Annotated in this window: 15 protein-coding genes; 5 read left to right on the top strand and 10 right to left on the bottom strand. The window is 56.9% G+C overall.

Annotated features, from left to right (window positions below; all coding sequences use genetic code 11):
* Positions 1–24 precede the first annotated feature (24 nt).
* The 7 genes from FIV46_RS15685 to FIV46_RS15655 all read right to left on the bottom strand — a co-directional run bounded on the left by FIV46_RS15685 (position 25) and on the right by FIV46_RS15655 (position 9,608).
* A complete protein-coding gene (locus tag FIV46_RS15685) occupies positions 25–1,581 on the bottom strand; it encodes a lipopolysaccharide biosynthesis protein (protein WP_139941869.1) in 1,557 nt (518 codons plus the stop codon).
* 16 nt (positions 1,582–1,597) lie between these two features.
* The gene (locus FIV46_RS15680) at positions 1,598–2,746 is read right to left on the bottom strand and encodes a hypothetical protein (RefSeq protein ID WP_139941868.1); all 1,149 of its coding nucleotides are present in this window, start codon (positions 2,744–2,746) and stop codon (positions 1,598–1,600) included.
* A gap of 7 nt (positions 2,747–2,753) precedes the next feature.
* Positions 2,754–3,647: a CDP-alcohol phosphatidyltransferase family protein gene (locus FIV46_RS15675; protein WP_139941867.1), complete on the bottom strand. Its 894-nt coding sequence runs from the start codon at positions 3,645–3,647 to the stop codon at positions 2,754–2,756.
* Between the two features lie 18 nt (positions 3,648–3,665).
* Complete coding sequence (locus tag FIV46_RS15670; RefSeq protein WP_139941866.1) at positions 3,666–5,039, bottom strand: CDP-alcohol phosphatidyltransferase family protein; 1,374 nt, start codon at positions 5,037–5,039, stop codon at positions 3,666–3,668.
* A gap of 97 nt (positions 5,040–5,136) precedes the next feature.
* Positions 5,137–6,558 (bottom strand): pyridoxal phosphate-dependent decarboxylase family protein, encoded by a 1,422-nt coding sequence (locus FIV46_RS15665; protein ID WP_139941865.1) that lies wholly within the window; start codon positions 6,556–6,558, stop codon positions 5,137–5,139.
* 34 nt (positions 6,559–6,592) lie between these two features.
* The gene (locus FIV46_RS15660; RefSeq protein WP_139941864.1) at positions 6,593–8,191 is read right to left on the bottom strand and encodes a tetratricopeptide repeat protein; all 1,599 of its coding nucleotides are present in this window, start codon (positions 8,189–8,191) and stop codon (positions 6,593–6,595) included.
* Positions 8,192–8,411: 220 nt separating this feature from the next.
* Complete coding sequence (locus FIV46_RS15655) at positions 8,412–9,608, bottom strand: acetyl-CoA C-acyltransferase (RefSeq protein WP_139941863.1); 1,197 nt, start codon at positions 9,606–9,608, stop codon at positions 8,412–8,414.
* Between the two features lie 181 nt (positions 9,609–9,789).
* On the opposite strand from FIV46_RS15655, the gene FIV46_RS15650 reads away from it, so the two are divergent.
* The gene (locus FIV46_RS15650) at positions 9,790–10,374 is read left to right on the top strand and encodes a TetR/AcrR family transcriptional regulator (protein ID WP_139941862.1); all 585 of its coding nucleotides are present in this window, start codon (positions 9,790–9,792) and stop codon (positions 10,372–10,374) included.
* Positions 10,375–10,446: 72 nt separating this feature from the next.
* Here the strand turns inward: FIV46_RS15650 and FIV46_RS15645 are convergent, their stop codons facing one another.
* Positions 10,447–11,622 (bottom strand): hypothetical protein, encoded by a 1,176-nt coding sequence (locus tag FIV46_RS15645; protein ID WP_139941861.1) that lies wholly within the window; start codon positions 11,620–11,622, stop codon positions 10,447–10,449.
* 29 nt (positions 11,623–11,651) lie between these two features.
* On the bottom strand, positions 11,652–12,797 hold the full coding sequence (locus tag FIV46_RS15640; RefSeq protein ID WP_139941860.1) for a PEP-CTERM sorting domain-containing protein: 1,146 nt from the start codon (positions 12,795–12,797) through the stop codon (positions 11,652–11,654).
* Between the two features lie 334 nt (positions 12,798–13,131).
* Here FIV46_RS15640 and FIV46_RS15635 point away from each other — a divergent pair, with 334 nt between their 5' ends.
* Complete coding sequence (locus FIV46_RS15635) at positions 13,132–13,449, top strand: PilZ domain-containing protein (protein ID WP_139941859.1); 318 nt, start codon at positions 13,132–13,134, stop codon at positions 13,447–13,449.
* A gap of 121 nt (positions 13,450–13,570) precedes the next feature.
* Here the strand turns inward: FIV46_RS15635 and FIV46_RS15630 are convergent, their stop codons facing one another.
* Positions 13,571–14,782 (bottom strand): M24 family metallopeptidase, encoded by a 1,212-nt coding sequence (locus tag FIV46_RS15630; RefSeq protein WP_139941858.1) that lies wholly within the window; start codon positions 14,780–14,782, stop codon positions 13,571–13,573.
* 195 nt (positions 14,783–14,977) lie between these two features.
* On the opposite strand from FIV46_RS15630, the gene FIV46_RS15625 reads away from it, so the two are divergent.
* The 3 genes from FIV46_RS15625 (at position 14,978) to FIV46_RS15615 (ending at position 17,471) form a co-directional block, all read left to right on the top strand.
* Positions 14,978–15,973 (top strand): NAD(P)/FAD-dependent oxidoreductase, encoded by a 996-nt coding sequence (locus tag FIV46_RS15625; protein WP_181163266.1) that lies wholly within the window; start codon positions 14,978–14,980, stop codon positions 15,971–15,973.
* A gap of 112 nt (positions 15,974–16,085) precedes the next feature.
* On the top strand, positions 16,086–16,691 hold the full coding sequence (locus FIV46_RS15620) for a TetR/AcrR family transcriptional regulator (RefSeq protein WP_139941856.1): 606 nt from the start codon (positions 16,086–16,088) through the stop codon (positions 16,689–16,691).
* Positions 16,692–16,694: 3 nt separating this feature from the next.
* Positions 16,695–17,471 (top strand): enoyl-CoA hydratase-related protein, encoded by a 777-nt coding sequence (locus tag FIV46_RS15615; protein WP_139941855.1) that lies wholly within the window; start codon positions 16,695–16,697, stop codon positions 17,469–17,471.
* Positions 17,472–17,529 lie beyond the last annotated feature (58 nt).

The following is a 17,529-nucleotide window of genomic DNA, read 5'->3' as shown; positions in this document are numbered from 1 at the left end:
AGTTAAAAGACCTGATTTGCCTGATCAGGCTTTTGCGGTTTTACCGCCGATCCCCAGCTTCTGCATGATGCGGGATTTGTCTTCCGGTTCCAGCCCGGCCAGCACCAGGATCAGGACATAAATCAGGATCAGCACCGGAATGCCGAGGAACACGCCCCAGCCGTGGATGATGTCAAACGGGATCGCCTGTTTGGCCCAGTAGAAGGCGCCGGCGCTGATCCCGGCGGCGAACGGCACCTTGAACAGCTTGAGGCGCCACATCCGGATGCCGAACAGCCGGTTGATGAGGATCATGCGCAGCAGGTTCATGGTCAGGTAGGTCAGCATCAGGGCGAGGGCGACACCTTCGGCATCCATGCCCAGGGTCTGGGTGAAGAGGACCGCCATCACCACATAAAGCGGGATCATCAGCAGGGAAATCAGCGGATTGAACAGCGGGTTTTTATAAATCAGCGGCAGGTCAGAGGTGCCGAAACCGCCGTTGATGGTTTCCCCCACCATCAGCAGGAACAGGATGATGCCGCCCACCTGCAGGATATCGGGGTCGGTGCCGTCATTGGCCACGGCGGTGATCACCGCCTCGCCGTAAAACCCGGCCCAGACCACAATCAGGCACTGCACCATCAGGATCCAGCGGCTGACCATGATCATATGCCGTTCGACCCGGGGATAGTCTCTCTCGACCAGGCTTTTGGACATGACCGGGGCCAGGATCGGATAGAAGCTCTGGTAAATCTTTTCCACGCTGGTGGCGAACTGCTGGGCCACCGTATAGACCCCAAGCACAGCTTCGGAAAAGAAGAATTTGACGGTGAAGATATCCATGCGCATGAAGATCAGCAGCGCCATGTCATGGAAGGCCGTCGGGGCGGAAAAGCCGGCGATGCGGCGGATCAGGTGGAAGCAGGGCGGCTTGCAGACAAAGTTCCTGAAGCTGTAGAGCCTGAGCGCACCCCAGATGGCGACCGCCAGGGCGGCAAGCAGGGCCACGGCATAGGCCATCAACAGGCCTTTCTCCCGATAGCCCAGGGTGTAAAACAACAGCATGGCGCCGAGCAGCACATAGGGTTCGACAATGCTGCGGGACCAGACTTCATAGCGCATCTTGCGCGTCGCCCGGGTGCCGGACAGGATCACATCCACCGAAGTGATAACGAGGATGATCGGCGCCAGGGTCACCAGGCCGTCGACCATCTGCGGATAGTCAAAGAAAGCAGCCAGCGCGTTCGCCGACAGGATCAGAATCCCGGTCAGCACGGCGCCCACCATCAGCGACCAGCACAGCGCGGTAAGTATCACCTGTTCGGGGGCATAGTCCCTGGAATATTCCCGGTCATGGATGAATTTGAACAGCGACCGCTTCAGGCCGAAGGTGGCGAAGGCGGCCATAATCTCGATGGTGGTGATGGTATAGTTATAGCGGCCGTAAAGTTCGTTGCCGAACAGCGCGACCGCCAGAAACAGGAACGGCAGGCGGGAGCCGAGACGTACAATAAAGCCGGCGAAATTCGCGCCGGCCCCCTTGGCGATATCTTTTTTGTCTTTTTGCTCGCCAGAATCTGCTGGTGTGATCGAGGTCATCTGTGACCTTTATCCCCTATCTTTTTTTTCGAGTGTGTTTTTTTTTGACGGAGGGGGGAAGAACATCGGCGAAATCGCTGAGCGCCTTGCCGGTGATCTTTCTCACGCCGTCGGGACCACTATATACCAGATTATAGTCTGCAACATAGCGATAACTTGTGACGGAGGGGTAGACCTGGGCCAGCATGCGTTCCAGGCTGCTCATATGGTCGTTGAGGCGGAAATGCTCCAGTTTTCGGGTGAGGTCGATGGTCCCCTGCAGGCTGCTGTTGCCGTTCAGGGCGACCAGCCGCAGTTTCGTCGGATATTCACCCAGGTCGGGATCTTCTGCGGTTTCCTTGACCACCAGCTTGACGTCATGGAAATTGCCGATCACCTTGTTGCCTTCGCGCAGGTACAGCTTGTTATCCTGTTTGCGATTGGGCAGTACGATGGAAGACAGCATCAATTCAGGCTCGGATCCATTATCGAGGCTGAATATCCTGATCCAGCTCTCCATCATTTCATCAATGGATTCTTCCAGGAATACCCGCATGCCGAAACCAACCCCTTTCCCCAGGTCTTCCCAGGGGCCGTCCTCCTCGGTGCCGGTGGCTTCCGGACCGGGCCGGAAGCGGCCGGTGGCAGTGAAAAAGGGCGCATAGGTGATGGCTTCAATTTCACCCTTCCTGCGGTATTTATTATTGCCGTTGAGGGACTGCAGCGGCGGCAGCGGGCTTTTCAGCTCCAGTTCCAGTTCACCGGTGGAATTATGGAGCTTCAACTGGTAGCCGTCCGCCGTCTTGCGGATGTAATGCTGGATATTGTCATTCAGCTGGATATTCAGGTGATCGGGAGAATACTCCCAGTCGTCCCGCTTGCGGCCGTTTTTGATGATATATTTGGTGCCGTCGGGCCGGGTAAAGGTGGCCAGCATCAGGGCCCGGTGGGTCATGAACGGCAGGTTCAGGATGGTGAACTGGGTGGTCAGCAGGCTGCCGTCCTCAAAGACAAAATATTGTTCCCAGTATTCCTTGTAATTCTTGTCATCCTTCAGGGTCGGGGCTTGCTTGTCCTGGGTGAGGATCTCGTCGTTGGCAAAGGCTGCCATGGGGGCAAAGGCTGAAGCTGGCATGACAAAAACAACGAGCGCCAGCACGGCACGCAGTAAACGTGTAAATGACATAAATTGACTACTCCGAAGTCAGTTCCCTAAGCTGCCGAATAAACAGTCTGTTATATTTTTTTTGTTTATGAACCAGAGCCATCAGTACCACATTCAGAACCACCAGTTCGAAGAGGAAATACACGACAGGCTCGCCTATAATACACGCGATAAATATGGCAAAAGTTCGATAGTTGGCGCACATTACTGACCAGAGTTTCACGGAACGAGAGAAAACCAGACGATAGATCGCCCGGATCTCCCCGGCCAGTTCGGGGTTTTTATCGAGAAGGTGCTGAATTTCGTGGCGCTGGGCGCTGTCAACGCCGGAAAAGGCATACTGCATTTTCACATAGCCATACTCCAGTTTCCCGGCGATGGCGCCAAACGGGCCGCCATTGAGGCCTTTCTGCAGCTCATCCGGTTCGGGCAGCCGGGCGGAAAGCTTGCCATGGCCCCAGAAATCATATTCCTGGCGCTGGGTCTCATACGCGCCCGCCTGGACGGCATGGGCCGCCCCGGCCAGGATAACCAGCGCCCAGACCCAGGAACCCAGATCCGGCGCCAGGGTCAGGCCCAGGGCGATATAGACGGAAATAAACACCACATAGTCGCAGATGCCGTCGATCACCTTGCCCAGTTCCGACTGGGTCTGGGTCAGGCGGGCAAGCTGCCCGTCGGCCCCGTCAAGAATGTGCCAGGTCAGCATCAGGGCAAAGCCGAGGATCGCCAACCGGCCGTCCTGGTAATTGTAATAGGCGAAACCTGCCAGAAAACCGGCCAGCATACCGGACAGGGAAACCATGTTCGGCGTGACCTTCAGGGCGGCGAACCTCGGGACCAGCCAACTGCTTACCGGATGGATGAGATAGAGGTTGGTGAACTCCTCTATCTCGCTGGTTCTCTTGATCGTTTCTGACATGATACCCGCAGTTACTTTTTAAAATATTTTTGTCTTGCGGAAGTTTTCGACGAAAGTTTCGCTGGTTGCTTCCATAAGATTTTTCGCATGGTATATGATTCTGGCCTGATGGACAAAGAAAGTAATGATCCCGTAACAACAGATGAAGATAAAACCGGCGTACCAGGCGCCAAATATGCCGAAGGGGATCAGGGTCCACATCTGGGTGTTGCGCCGTCCGCCGATCAGCCGGAACCGGCGGTCAAACTTGCCGGTGTCGCAAATCTGCCGATCAGACATGCGCCGGAAAAATTCCGACTGGATTTCATCTGCCAGGTGGAACAGGACCAGCGCCGTCGCCATGACCCACGGGGCATAGCCATAAGTGGTCGACAGGAACCCGGCGATGGCGAAATACCAGCCATATTCCACCACCTTGTCCACAAGATGTTCCAGCTCGCCGATTTTGGTCTGCTGCATTTTGGTGCGGGCCAGTTTGCCGTCAACACCATCCAGAATCCCGACGATCAACGCGCCGGCGAGGCCCCAGGCCATGCTGCCGGTGGCAAACAGATACATGATGTAAAATCCCAGCAGGCCGGTAACGACCGTCACCTGGTTGGGGGTAATCGGCAGGTTGCAGATATGCTTCACGATCCAGTTTTCGATCGGGCGGTGAATATACCATGCCGGCCAGTCCAGTGTGCCTTTCTGGGCATTGTTCAACAGGGCGTCTGTGCCTTTGCTGCCGTCTTTCGGCTGCAGGATCGGCAGCCAGATCATATCCACATCCCGGCGCCGGTTGGGCAGATACAGCGGGATTGAGGAAATTTCCAGAATTTCGCAGTCGTTGGAATTGGCCAGGCTTTCCAGGGCTTCTTTGAGGTGTTCCAGCGAATTCAGCTTGTCTGCGTGGGTCTGCATGGTCTCGCTGGATATCTTGGCGGCGGAGGCAAAGATGCTGTCCTGGCCCCGCAGCGACAGAGGAATGCCGTAGCTTGACTTATCTTCGCCGACATCCTCCTTGTTCATGACGGCAATGACGGTGCCGGCATTTTTTTCAATCACGGCACCGACGATACGGTCGTCTATCAGGACGCCTTCTTCGAGCAGCAGCCAGCTGTCCTGTTCCGAGTTGTTCTCAAGGATTTTAGCGGCGGCTTCCTTGGTCCGGTGGATATGGACGGACCCGGGTTTTTTGGAATAGGACAGGATTTCCTTTTCCAGTTCGGCGATGAACCAGTCGGTGACAAGATGGACTTCCTGCACGCCAAGTTTTTCCAGCGTCTTCAGTTGGCGCTCGAGTAATGTGATTCCTCCGACCTGAATCAGATTGCGCGCCAGCGTACTCTCTGTTTCTGATTCCTGTCCCGTTAATATAATAGCTTTGTTGACCATTTCTTCCTCTTTCATGCCCCGTCCGCCCCCTCCGGCGGTATGCCCCCATGGCTTGTGACGATATATGGGACCGGATTTAGACGATAAAAGGGCACGTTCCAGAAAAAAAGACTTATCTTTTTATAAGTTTAACTGCCGTATTTTGAATCAACGACCAGGCTTCGTCAATATGGTGTTGCTCCGTATAGGGCGAGCCGGAGACAAACCGGAGGGCATACCGTCCTCCGATTCTGGTCTGGGTCAGATAGAGTCTGCCGCTGTCATTGATTTTTTCCAGCAGGGTTTCATTCAGGGAATCCAGTGCCTTTTCGTCTGTACCCGCCGGCCGGTAGCGGAAACAGAACAGCGCCAGCGGGTGGGGGGCCAGCAGTTCGAAGTCAGGGTGCCGGTCCACTTTTTCCGCCAGATCCTGGCAGAAACCGATATGTTTACGCAAATGGGCCTGCAGCCCTGCCTGGCCATAGGAGCGGATCACAAACCACAGCTTCAGGGCCCGGAACCGGCGCCCCAGCTGAACCCCCCAGTCGCGGTAGTTATTGACCCGGTCGCCTTCTTTGGTTTTCAGATATTCCGGCAGGATCTCGAAGGTCCGGATCAGGGCTTCCTTGTCGCGGACAAAAAAGGCGGAACAGTCGAACTGGGTCAGCAGCCATTTGTGGGGATTGAACACCAGGCTGTCCACCAGTTCGATGCCGTCGATCATCCAGCGGAATTCAGGCAGCACCAGGGCGCTGCCGGCCCAGGCCGCATCCACATGCAGCCAGATATCGTATTTTCGGCAGATTTCGCCGATCCGGCGCAGCGGGTCGACCGCCGACAGGGAGGTGGAGCCCAGGGTGGCGATCACACAAGTCGGCGTGCATCCGGCATTGAGGTCGCTGACAATGGCGTTTTCCAGGTCCCCGGGGCACATGGCGAAATTTTCATCCACCGAGATCTTGCGCAGATTGTCGCTGCCCAGACCGGCAATGCGGACGGCCTTGTCGGCGGAGCTGTGGACTTCGGCCGAGGCATAGGTGGTATGGGTGCCGGTGATGCTGAGGCCGCTGTGGTTGGTGGAGAATTGATGCCGCCGCTCGCGGGCGCTGAGGACCGCAGCCAGGGTGGCGGTGGAGGCGGTGTCCTGGATGCAGCCGACAAACTCCTCCGGCAGGCCGGTCAGTTGCCGCAGCCAGTCCATCATCCGTTCTTCCAGTTCGGTGGCGGCGGGCGAGGTCTGCCAGCTCATGCACTGGGCGGCGAGGGCGCTGGTCAGCATTTCCGCCAGCACCGACGGCGGGCTGGCATTGGCCGGGAAATAGGCCATGAAGCCCGGATGCTGCCAGTGGGTCATGCCGGGCAGGATGATGTCCTGGAAGTCCCGGAAGATCCGGTTCATGTCCTCGCCGGACTGCGGCGGGCCGTCCGGCAGTTGTGCCAGGATTTCCCCCGGTTTGGCCTGGGATCTGACCGGATAATCCTCAAGATTCTCCAGATAGTCGGCCATCCAGTCGACAAGCTTGTGGGCCTGTTTGCGAAATTCTTCATTGTCCATATGTCGCTCCCGCAGGAAATGGATGGCGCGGCGGCTACGCCAGGCCGGCTTTTTTGAAGCCGGCCAGGTAAATATTCAGATCATCCTCCCGTCGAAACCATTTGCGGCATTCGGTTTCGGCATGTTCCGGGAATCCCGGATAGAGCCGCAGCACATGGTCGGCGGCGGCGTGGCTTTCATTTTCCAGGCCCAGCATGGCATAGGCGATGGCCTGCAGGGCATGGGGCCAGAACCAGTCAGGCATGTCAATGACCCGGACCTGTTCCAGCGCGCCTTGGTAATCCTGCTCCAGGAAATGGGAATGGAACAGGGCGAACCGGCACCAGCTGGGATGCTGGGGATTGAGCTGCATGGCTTTGCGGACCAGGCTCAGGCCCTTGTCCATTTCCCCGCACAGGCACAGGTAGACGCCGCTGTCGGCGAGGACGGCCGGACTGTTGGGGGCGATGGTCAGGCCCATGCGGATGTTGTTTTCAAATTTATCCAGCTCGCCCTTGTGGAAATGGATGATGGTCATGGCGTACCAGGCGATGCTGTATTTGCTGTTCATGCTGATGGATTTTTCCGCATACTGGCGGGCGCGCTCCAGCGGGTCGCCAAGCTCCGGCTGCTGGTTGAAGCTGAAGCGGTATTCATCGAGCGCGATAAAGGACAGGCCGGCCCAGGCATCCGGGTAATTGGGGTCGATTTCCACCGCTTTTTCCAGGCTTTGCCGAGCCTTGAGGTGGGTTTCCGGGCTCAGCTCGAACAGATAGTCATGCAGCAGCAGCATGCTTTCATAGGCTTCCATATATTCGGTGGAGGCCCGCTTCATAGCCACCGCACTGGTCCGCATGATGGCGCCGTAGGTATCGCCGAGGGTGGCGGCCACCTGGGTGGCGATTTCATCCTGTACCAGGATCAGGTTGTCAGGGGTAAGCTGGTGGTCGTAACTGTTGGCCCAGATGACGGCATCATTGGTGGCGTCCAGCAACTGGGCGGTGACCCGGACCATGTTGCCGGCCCGGCGGATGCTGCCCTCGACCACATAATGGACTTCCAGTTCCTCGCACAGTCGGCGGATGTCCACCGGCTGGCCCTTGTAGCGCAACGTCGATTTGCGCGAAACCACATACAGGCTGGGGCTCAGCGACAGCTGGGTGATGATTTCCTCGGTAATGCCGTCGCAGAACATTTCCGTTTCCGCTTCCCCGCTCAGGTTGTCAAACGGCAGGACGGCAATGGCCGGTCCCGTGGGCGGTGCGGCAGCAGCGGAAATCAGCGGGTCGCGGCCCTCCTGTCGGGTCGGGATATTTTCCTCAATCAGGGGAATATAGGTGCCCTTGGGCAGGCTGATGCGGATCGGGTCATTGACGCCTTCCTCCAGGTAAAAATGCTCGAGCAGGCGGCGCAGGCGGCCGGCTTCCACCCGCACGATCGCGTCTGCCTGGGGGTCGAAATCATCATCCTTGTCAAAGACCTCGACGCCAAGGGTATAGCCCTTGAGCAGGTTTTCACGTCCTTGCAGCAGTTCTGTCACCACATAGTCCAGGAACCGTTTCGGGCGGTTCTTGTTGGTGAACAGCTCACTGTCCAGAATCCGGTCCAGTTGTTCCCGGATCTGGTCTGCTGAGGGTGATGAAGACGACGTCATTATTATGTTTATTCCGCAAACAGGTTAAGTGGTATGAAGCAAAGACTATTACAGGTCCCGGAGGAACGCAATGTCATCACGCAGCAATGCAAAGTCAGATAATGTTTTCCCCTGAAAAATCAAGCCGAAGTCCTGAAAGGGGGGCATGCGGCTTTTCCGGTAAAAACAAAAAAGGACCGGTACTGGCCGGTCCTTTTTGCAGTCAGGTTCCGATCAGTGATCAGGCGCAGAGTTCAATGGCCACTGCGGTGGCTTCGCCGCCGCCGATACACAGGCTGGCAACCCCTTTTGTGCCGCCGCGTTTCTTCAGGGCGTTGACCAAGGTGACGAGCAGGCGCGCGCCGGTGGCGCCGATCGGATGGCCCAGGGCGCAGGCGCCGCCGTAGACATTGACCTTGTCATGGTCGAGGTTGAGGTCGCGCATGGCGCACATGGTGACCACGGCAAAGGCCTCGTTGATTTCATAGAGGTCCACGTCCGCATCGGTCCAGCCGGTTTTCTCAAAAATTTTCTGGATCGAGAAGATCGGCGCGGTGGTGAACAGGGCCGGTTCCTGGGCATGGGTGGCATGGGCGTGGATCACGGCGATCGGCTTAATGCCGCGTTTTTCTGCTTCCGACTGCTTCATCATCACGACGGCGGCGGCGCCGTCGGAAATGCTGGAGGAGTTGGCGGCGGTCACAGTGCCGTCCTTGGTGAAGGCCGGACGCAGGCTCGGGATTTTCTCCGGGCTGGCTTTGCCGGGCTGCTCGTCGGTGTCGATGATGATTTCGCCCTTGCGGGTCTTGATGGTGACCGGGGTGATTTCATCCTTGAACCAGCCTTCGTTGATGGCCTGGTTGGCGCGCTCGAGCGAGGAAATGGCGAATTCATCCTGCTGCTCGCGGGTGAACTGATACTGGGCGGCGGTTTCTTCGGCAAAGGTGCCCATCAGGCGGCCCGGCTGGTAGGCGTCCTCGAGGCCGTCGAGGAACATGCTGTCATAGACCTGGGTATGGCCGATGCGGGCGCCGCCGCGCATTTTCGGCAGCAGGTAAGGGGCGTTGGTCATGCTTTCCATGCCGCCGGCGACGATCACATCCACACTGCCGGCTTTGAGGTGATCATAGGCCAGCATCACCGCTTCCATGGCGGAGCCGCACATTTTGTTGACCGTGGTGCAGCCGGTGGAGTAGGGCAGACCGGCGCCGAGCGCCGCCTGGCGGGCCGGCGCCTGGCCGAGGCCGGCAGGCAGTACGCAGCCCATCAGCACTTCTTCCACATCCTCAGGCTTGAGGGTGGTCTGTTCCAGTGCGCCCTTGATGGCGACGCTGCCCAGCTCCGGGGAGCGGACGTCGGAAAAGTCGCCCTGGAAACCGCCCATGGGGGTGCGGCTGAGGCCGACAATGACGATTGGATCTGCGGTGGTGTCTGTCATGATTGTGATCCCTGGTAAGATGTGTTACGTTACTCGCTGGTAACGTATATAGTCCGTTCCGTTTTATAAGGCAAGACGGCTGCGTAAAAATAAATACTACTCAGCAGTAACAAATTCCTGTAAAAACAGACGGCGACCGCAACGGCAGTGAACAAACATATAAAGAATAAAAGACTATACCATGAAACGCGAAGAAAAACGCCAGCAGAAACTGGATGCCATCCTGCGCCACGCGGCCAAGGCATTTATGGAAAAGGGATATTACAAAACCTCGCTGGACGACATTGCCAAAATGCATAATGTCACCAAGCCGACCCTCTATTATTACATCAAGAACAAGGAAGACATCCTGGTCAAATGCGAGGAAGTGGCCAGCGAGAGGATCAATGGCCTGCTTGATAAGGTGATGGAAAAGGGCGGCACCGGTTATGCGCAGCTTTATGGTTTCATCAAGGATTATATCACCCTGCTGAATGACGATATCATCCGCTGCCATGTGCGCCACCGCGGCCAGCGGGAGAATGACGCCGCCCGGGACGCCAGCCTGAAAATGCACCGCGGTATCGAAAGCCGGGTCCGCGCCATTATCGCCCGCGGGGTCGAGGACGGCTCGATCCGCCGGGACGCCCATCCGGTAATCAACGCCATCCTGCTGTTTGATGCCCTGAACGGCATCACCGCCTGGTATCGGGAGGACGGGGCGCTGGACATGAAGGCGCTGACCGAACAGATCCTGACCCTGGTGGCCAAGGGAATTGAGGCCTGATCATTTAAGGGAAGCGTGCAGGCAAAAGAAAAGGCGCCAATCGGCGCCTTTTTTGTTGGGGATGATCCGCGGTTATGACCGCTTGCGGCGATAGAGCAGCAGCCCCGCGCCACAGATCAGCAGGCCAAGCGCGCCCGGTGCGGGGACCGAAACACGATCCGCAAGGATTGGGTTCAGAATGAAGGCGGAATATTTACCGGTGTCGGGGTTATAGGCCTGACCGGTCATCTGACCCAGGTTGTTGAGGTCAAGGCCGCCATCAGGGGTGAACAATCCAAAATAGGGATCGTTGGGGTCGATCAGGGTGCTGATCTCAAAAAGCTCGTCATTGTCCCAAAGATAGTAGGTCCAATCAACCGCGTCATAGTCTTCAGTCCAGTTGTAGGAATAGGCCAGGGCCTGACCGTTGTTATTGGCTTCAGAAATTGCAGCGACATCAACCCCATCGACCGGAAGGATTACGAGTTCTCCTTCCTCGGTCCAGCGAAACAGATTCTGGGGGCGGGGATAGTCTTCTGACCAGTCTTCAGTACTGCCGAAAATTGTACCGTCGTCAGTTAGATCATCAGGGATTAAGTAGTAATCTCCGAAACTGTCGGAAAAGCCACTGTCCCGGTATCCTGTGTCTGAGTTCCAGATCAGATATTGAAGGACATCGAATCCTTCGTCATTTTTATACCAGTGCTGAAAAATCATCTCCCCATTGTCCGCAAACCCAATAGGATAGAAATAATCTGTCGTATCTTCCGGATCTGGCAAATATGTGAAGCCGCTTTCTTTTGTCCAAACACCTGGTCTTTCGGTATCATAATCGTAAACAACTATTTCACCGTTTGGACCAAGATTCCTCACACTATAACGGTCCTGAGCGAACTGAGGCAGGTTGATAACGCCACTTTCGCTATCCCAGTAAAAAGGCACGCTGGAAATACTGTTATCCTCATTTGTGTATCTGGAAAAGCCAACTATCTGATTATTATTATTGATAAGGCGAGCATAATTTAGCTCATCGCCCTGGGAGGTAATATCATGGCGTGTGCCATCCGCATCCCAATAGGCGGCCGTTTTAGTGCCAGGCCCCACATTGGCATATCCGGAGACGGCACCTTGGTCGTTAATGCTGTCTCCCCAGCTGTTGCCGAGGTTTTCCGCATCAAGCCACTGCACATTATACAGCGGTGCTGCATAGGCCGATACCGGACCAAGACCCGCGACCAAGGTCAAAAGAGCAAAATATTTTTTAAACATTTTCATATCCACACACATTTGTTTGTTGATTAAATTTGTTTCCGACGGCGATAGATCAGCAGCCCCGCGCCACAGATCAGCAGGCCAAGCGCACCCGGCGCCGGGACGGGCGCGATATAGATACCGTTCGGTGTCAGTAACAGTCCGATCTGTTCTCCCGTTTCCAGCAGGATGCCTTCAGCCGCAATCTGGCCAAGATTGTTGACGCCACTGGCCCGGGTGATGGAGAGGAGGCCGAACAGGGGATCTTCCAGGCTGACGAGATTATCCAGAAGGAAAAGTTCCTCATTATCCCAGATGGTACCGAAGGTGTTTTCTTCTGAATTTCCAATCATACCGACAACCTGGTCATTGTTGCTGCGATGGGCGCTACTGCTTTCAAAGGAGCCCTTGTCCAGAATGGTGAGGCCGTCTTCCAGTGACCAGTTAAAGCCGGTCGTAATAAATTCGTTGTCGATATAGTCCTCGGCGACGGTGCCGCTGACCAGACCGTTTTCATTTATCTCCACTGTTCCCAGATAATAACGCAGGCCGGTAATCGGCAATTCGTGGAAAGAACCGTCAGTGTCTCTGAAAAAGGCCTGCAGGTCGCCATCCTGGTTTTCGAACCATCCTACGATTTGGCCTGCATCATTGATGCTTGTTGGATAAACATCAGGCGTACCTTCTGGCATATCAATTGGAGTAAGACCGTCCGCCTGGGACCACAGGTGGATTTTATTGGCAAAGACGCCATTTGGTGCCAGTACAACCTGACCGTGGTTGTTCACACCGTAGGGAAGCCAGCTGGGTGTCGGAACCTCCGGAAGGGTTATATTGTTCAGTGACCCGTTCCAGAAATATGACTTAATATATGGATCACCCTCTGAATCATAATAGCCGCCAATAATCTGTCCGGAATTATTAATGTCTACTGCAACATGAATGAAGTAGTCGCTTCCCGCCAGGTCAACCAGATTGCCGTCATTCCAGAGGATGGATCTTACAGGGAGGTTTGAAGCTTCCTGTGAAACCATTGCGCCAACCACCTGGCCGCTATCGTTTATCGCTGTTGTTCTCGTGTCGTAGCCTTCCATTCCCTCCAGGACCTGGATCGAGTAGGTTGGTACGGCCAGGGCGGCGGCGGGTGTCAAGGCGATGGCCAGTGCGGCCACGGCGGCATATTTACGGAGCATGATCTTCCCCCAATAAAATAGACCAAAACAATATAACTTACTGCTGTATGCAAATATTGTGCCGGGCGGGTAACAAACGAGCGAAACCGCGATTGGTGTGAATAACCTAATATTCCGGAGTGTAAGGGATTCTTTACAGCTTACTTATGGTTAACGTGAGATTTGTAATTATTACAAACGGTTACGTGAGAAACCGACCTGTAAGGGATTCTTTACAGTGTTTACGGCGACTGCCGCAAATTTTTTGCCGATTGTCCGGCGATCCGGCTTTGCCTTTTTCGCGGACTTCCGATACATTCGGAACTAAAGATATAAACATTCAAGAGTAGTAGAGATGTCTGCCGAAGCCATGAGTAATGAAGACAAGAGAAGCGACAGCCGCCTGGATGTGGTCTGGCGCGCGCTGCTGACCGTTGACGGGATCAGTTATCCCTGCGAGCTGATCAATGTGTCCACGGCCGGGGCGCTGATGGTGCTGGACCGGGAGCTGGAGATGGGCCAGCAGTTTCTGCTCGACATTGCCGAGCTCGGCCAGTGCGGCGGACGTGTCGCCTGGTGCAACCGTCCGCAATATGGCCTGCAGCTGCTGATCGGTGACGACCTCAAGCTCAAGGAATTTGCCGACAAGATCGGCCTGCGCCTGAAGGCCTGAGGCACTTTATCCCATTACTGCATGGACGTCATTCCCGCGAAAGCGGGAATCCAGACAATTGTTTCCGTTTCCTATACGTGTCAGGCATGGACCCCCGCTTTCGCGGGGGTGACGAGGGGGGTTAGTTATTCCCGAACGGATTGTCGATGCTCGGGCTCGGCTGGGTGAACCAGCGCGGGCCGTCTTCGGTCATGTAGAAATGATCCTCGAGCCGCACCCCGAACTCGCCGGGGATGGAAATCATCGGTTCGTTGGAAAAGCACATGCCCGGGGCAAGCAGGGTCTGGTCGCTCTTCACCAGATAGGGCCATTCATGGATATCGAGGCCGATGCCGTGACCGGTGCGGTGCACCAGGCCCGGCGCCTTGTAATCGGGGCCGTAACCGTTGGCTTCCAGCGACCGTCGCGCGGCCACATCCACCTCGCCGCAGGGGGTGCCAAGTTGAGCCGCTTCGAAGGCGGCGAGCTGGGCGTCTTTTTCATGCTGCCAGACTTCCCGCTGCCGGGCAGTGGGTTCGCCATAGACATAGGTGCGGGTGATGTCGGAGTTATAGCCGTGCAGCAGGCAGCCGGTGTCGATCAGCACCATGTCGCCTTCCTTGAGGTATTGCGGGTCCTTGACCCCGTGCGGATAGGCGGTGGCTTCACCGAACAGGACGATGCAGAAACTGGAGCCCTTGGCGCCCACCTTCTTGTGGGCCCGCTCGATGAACTCGGTCACTTCCAGGGTGGAAATGCCGGGGCGCAGGATGCGGGCCGCCGCCTTGTGCACTTCCATGGTCATCTCTTTGGCTCGTTGCATCAGGGCGATTTCCGCCGCGCTTTTGTGCATGCGGCAGGCGGCGGTAACCGCTTTGGCGTTGACATAGTCATAGGTTGGGGCCTCGGCGCGCAGGCCGTCGAAAATGAAAAAGCTCGATCCTTCATCGAGGCCGATGGCGCCGTCGCTGATGCCCATGCGCTGCAACACCTCGCCGAACAGGGCGTAGGGGCTTTCATGCTCTTCCCAGCCGTTGACTTTTCCCTCGATGGTCATGAAGTCCCGGAGGGTGCCGATCTCAAACACCGGGGCGATATATTCCGGCGCGCCCTCGGCCGGCAGGATGACGCCGACCATGCGCTCACTGGCGTACCAGGGCGTGCCGGTGAAATAGGTCATATTGGTGCCGGCGTTGAGGTAAACCGCCTCAAGGCCCAGTTCCTTCATCAGGCTTTGCGCCTTTGCGATCCGCGCGCGATATTCCTTTTCGGAAATGGGCGAGACGCCCCCGGTCATGTCGGCGAGCTTTTTCAGCTCCAGTTCGGCGGTCGAACCGCCCACGCCAATGGTCATTTCTTTGGTCCTTCTTTATATCCCCGGATGACAGGAAATATGGACAGGCCCCGGGAGCTTGGCAAGATGCAACCGACGACTTCGCTGAATATGGTGGAAGCTTCTGACGGGGATGTTTATTGCCGGATATTATCCTGTCAGGCGACTTCCGGGCGACGGTAAATTATGCTATGCCAACGCAGGAAGGAGACTTGGGTGTCGGAAAACTCACAACAGGATGCAGGTCGGATTGTGTTGGTGCTGGGCGGTGGTCCGGCCGGGGTGATTGCGGCAGTACGATTGGCCGACCTGGGCCATCATGTCACCCTGATCAACCGCACCCGGCCGGGCGAGGGCCTGCAGGCGATCCCCAACAAGGTGCGCGAACAGCTTCGCTCCCATGGTCTGGAAGCCTCCGCCGATACCTTCGGCCCACTGGTGGAGTGCCGGACCGTCTGGCAGGGGGCGGAAACCACAGAGCAGCTTCATGTGGTGCACCGGCGCCTGCTGGACCAGGCCCTGTTGTATGACGCCACCCGCCGCCATGTGCATGTGGTGGAGGGGACCGCCGGCGGGATCAGGCGGACCGACAGCGGCTGGCGCGTCGGGGTCGGGGAGTATGACTATGAAGCGGACTTCCTGGTCGAGGCCCGCGGCCGCGAAGCCGGGGCGGCGGCGGGGGAACAGGGCGTCATCTGCCTGGCCATGAGATACCGCATGCCGGCGGACTATAGCCCCTTTGTCGCCGTGACCTGTTTCGGGGACGGCTGGGCCCGCTTCATTGCTGCGGAGCGGCGGGAAGCTGCCGTGCAGGTTTATCTGTCGGGCGGAAAATCCGACCTCCCCGTCGGCCCCATTCCGCGGAAGAAAATGTTTGGAGGCCTCGCAGAGGAACTGACCGGGATCTGGCCCCTGCTGGCCGAGGCAACCCCCAGGGGGGAGGTGGAGCGCAGCAACGCCTTCAGCCGGTTGCGCGAGCCGCTGATCGGCATGGACAGCATCCGCATCGGCGAGGCGGCGCTGGCCCTGGAACCGCTTCCCGGGTTCACGCTGGAACAAAGCCTCGAGACGGTGGAAATGGCGTTGCCGGTTATCGAAAGCTGGCTACGCGGCGCCGGCGATAAACAACAGCTGGCCGAGGGCTATTCAGATCGGGTCAGGGCGCTGTATGAGACTTCGCAACGGGCGGCGAAAGCCCGTTTCGGCCGCTGATAAAATAAATAGTCCGAATAGACGGTCAAAGTTTTGCATTTTGATGAAATTTCTGCCAATGTAGGGTCATAACAACAAATAATCAGTAGCGTTTAAAAACTCGGGACCTCACATGGCAAGAACCCAGGCCGCAGATTACGACGATCGGCGCAGGAATATACTTATCCAGGCCGCCAACCTGTTTGCAGAAAAGGGCTATGCCCGGACCAGCATTTCGGAACTGGCGACGGCCTGTAATGCTTCCAAATCCTGGCTGTATCATTATTATCCGTCCAAGGAAGCTATCCTGTATGACATCATGTCCTATCATGTGACGGAGCTTCTGGAATGCGCCCGGGACTGCCGGGACGAGCAGGGCTCGCCCAGGGACCGCTTTCGCGAACTGGTGCGGCGTTTCATGTCCCTTTATATCGAGGCCGGCTCCCAGCATGTGATCCTGCTGAATGACATCGGCTGCCTGCCCGAAGACAAGCAGAAGGAAATCCAGGAGCTGCAGGATGACGTGGTTGCCATCGTCCTGGAACTGATCTGCGAGGTTAATCCGGCCCTGTCCGGCAACAAGAAATTCAAGAAACCGGTGACCATGGCCCTGATGGGCATGATCAACTGGACCTATACCTGGTTCGACGAAAAGGGCCCGATCAATGAACAGCAGTTTGCCGACCTGGCGGTGGACCTGTTCCTGAACGGCCTGATGTCCAAGGAATTCAAAGGATAACCCATGTCACAAGACGAACTGATCATCTCCACCGAAAATGACTGCATCCGGGTGCTGACCCTGAACCGGCCGGAAGCCCGCAATGCGCTCAGGACGCCGCTGCTGAAGAAGCTGGCTGAAGCGCTGAGCGAAGCCGACCGGGACGACAATATCCGTTGTGTGGTGGTGACCGGCGGGCCGGAGATTTTTGCCGCCGGCGCCGATATCAATGAGATGAAGGATTCCGGTGCGGTGGACGCGATCCTCGATGTGCGGGTCGACCTGTGGGACGAGGTGAGCCGCTTCCGCAAGCCGCTGATCGGCGCCATCAACGGCTTCTGCCTTGGTGCCGGTAACGAGCTGCTGCTGCGCTGTGACATCAGTGTGGCCGGGGAAGGGGCCAAATTCGGCCAGCCGGAAATCAATGTGGGCATCATGGCCGGGGCCGGCGGCACCCAGCTTCTGACCAAACAGATCGGCAAGGCCAAATCCATGCTGCTCAACCTGGCCGGTGAATTCCTTTCCGCCGAGCAGGCCTATATGGCCGGACTGGTCAGTGAAGTGGTGCCGGACGGCGAGGTGATGGAGCGGGCCATGAAACTGGCGGTCAGGATCAGCCGCAAGTCGCCGCTTGGCCTGCGCCTGATCAAGGAGAGCATTCTGGCGGCGGAAGACCTGTCGGTCAGGGATGCCTTGGCCTACGAGCGACGCGCCTTTTCGATCCTGTTCGCCAGCGAGGACAAAAACGAAGGAGTGAGCGCGTTCCTGGAAAAACGCCACCCCAAATTCACAGGCCGTTAGGAACACAGTCTCGAGACAAAAAGAAAAGCCCCGGAAGTCCGGGGCTTTTTTTGTTTAA

Origin of the sequence: Emcibacter nanhaiensis, assembly GCF_006385175.1 — a bacterium.
In the GTDB taxonomy this organism is placed as follows: domain Bacteria; phylum Pseudomonadota; class Alphaproteobacteria; order Sphingomonadales; family Emcibacteraceae; genus Emcibacter; species Emcibacter nanhaiensis.
Note: the sequence above shows the minus strand (reverse complement) of the source record. Positions and strands in the feature narration are given on the sequence as shown.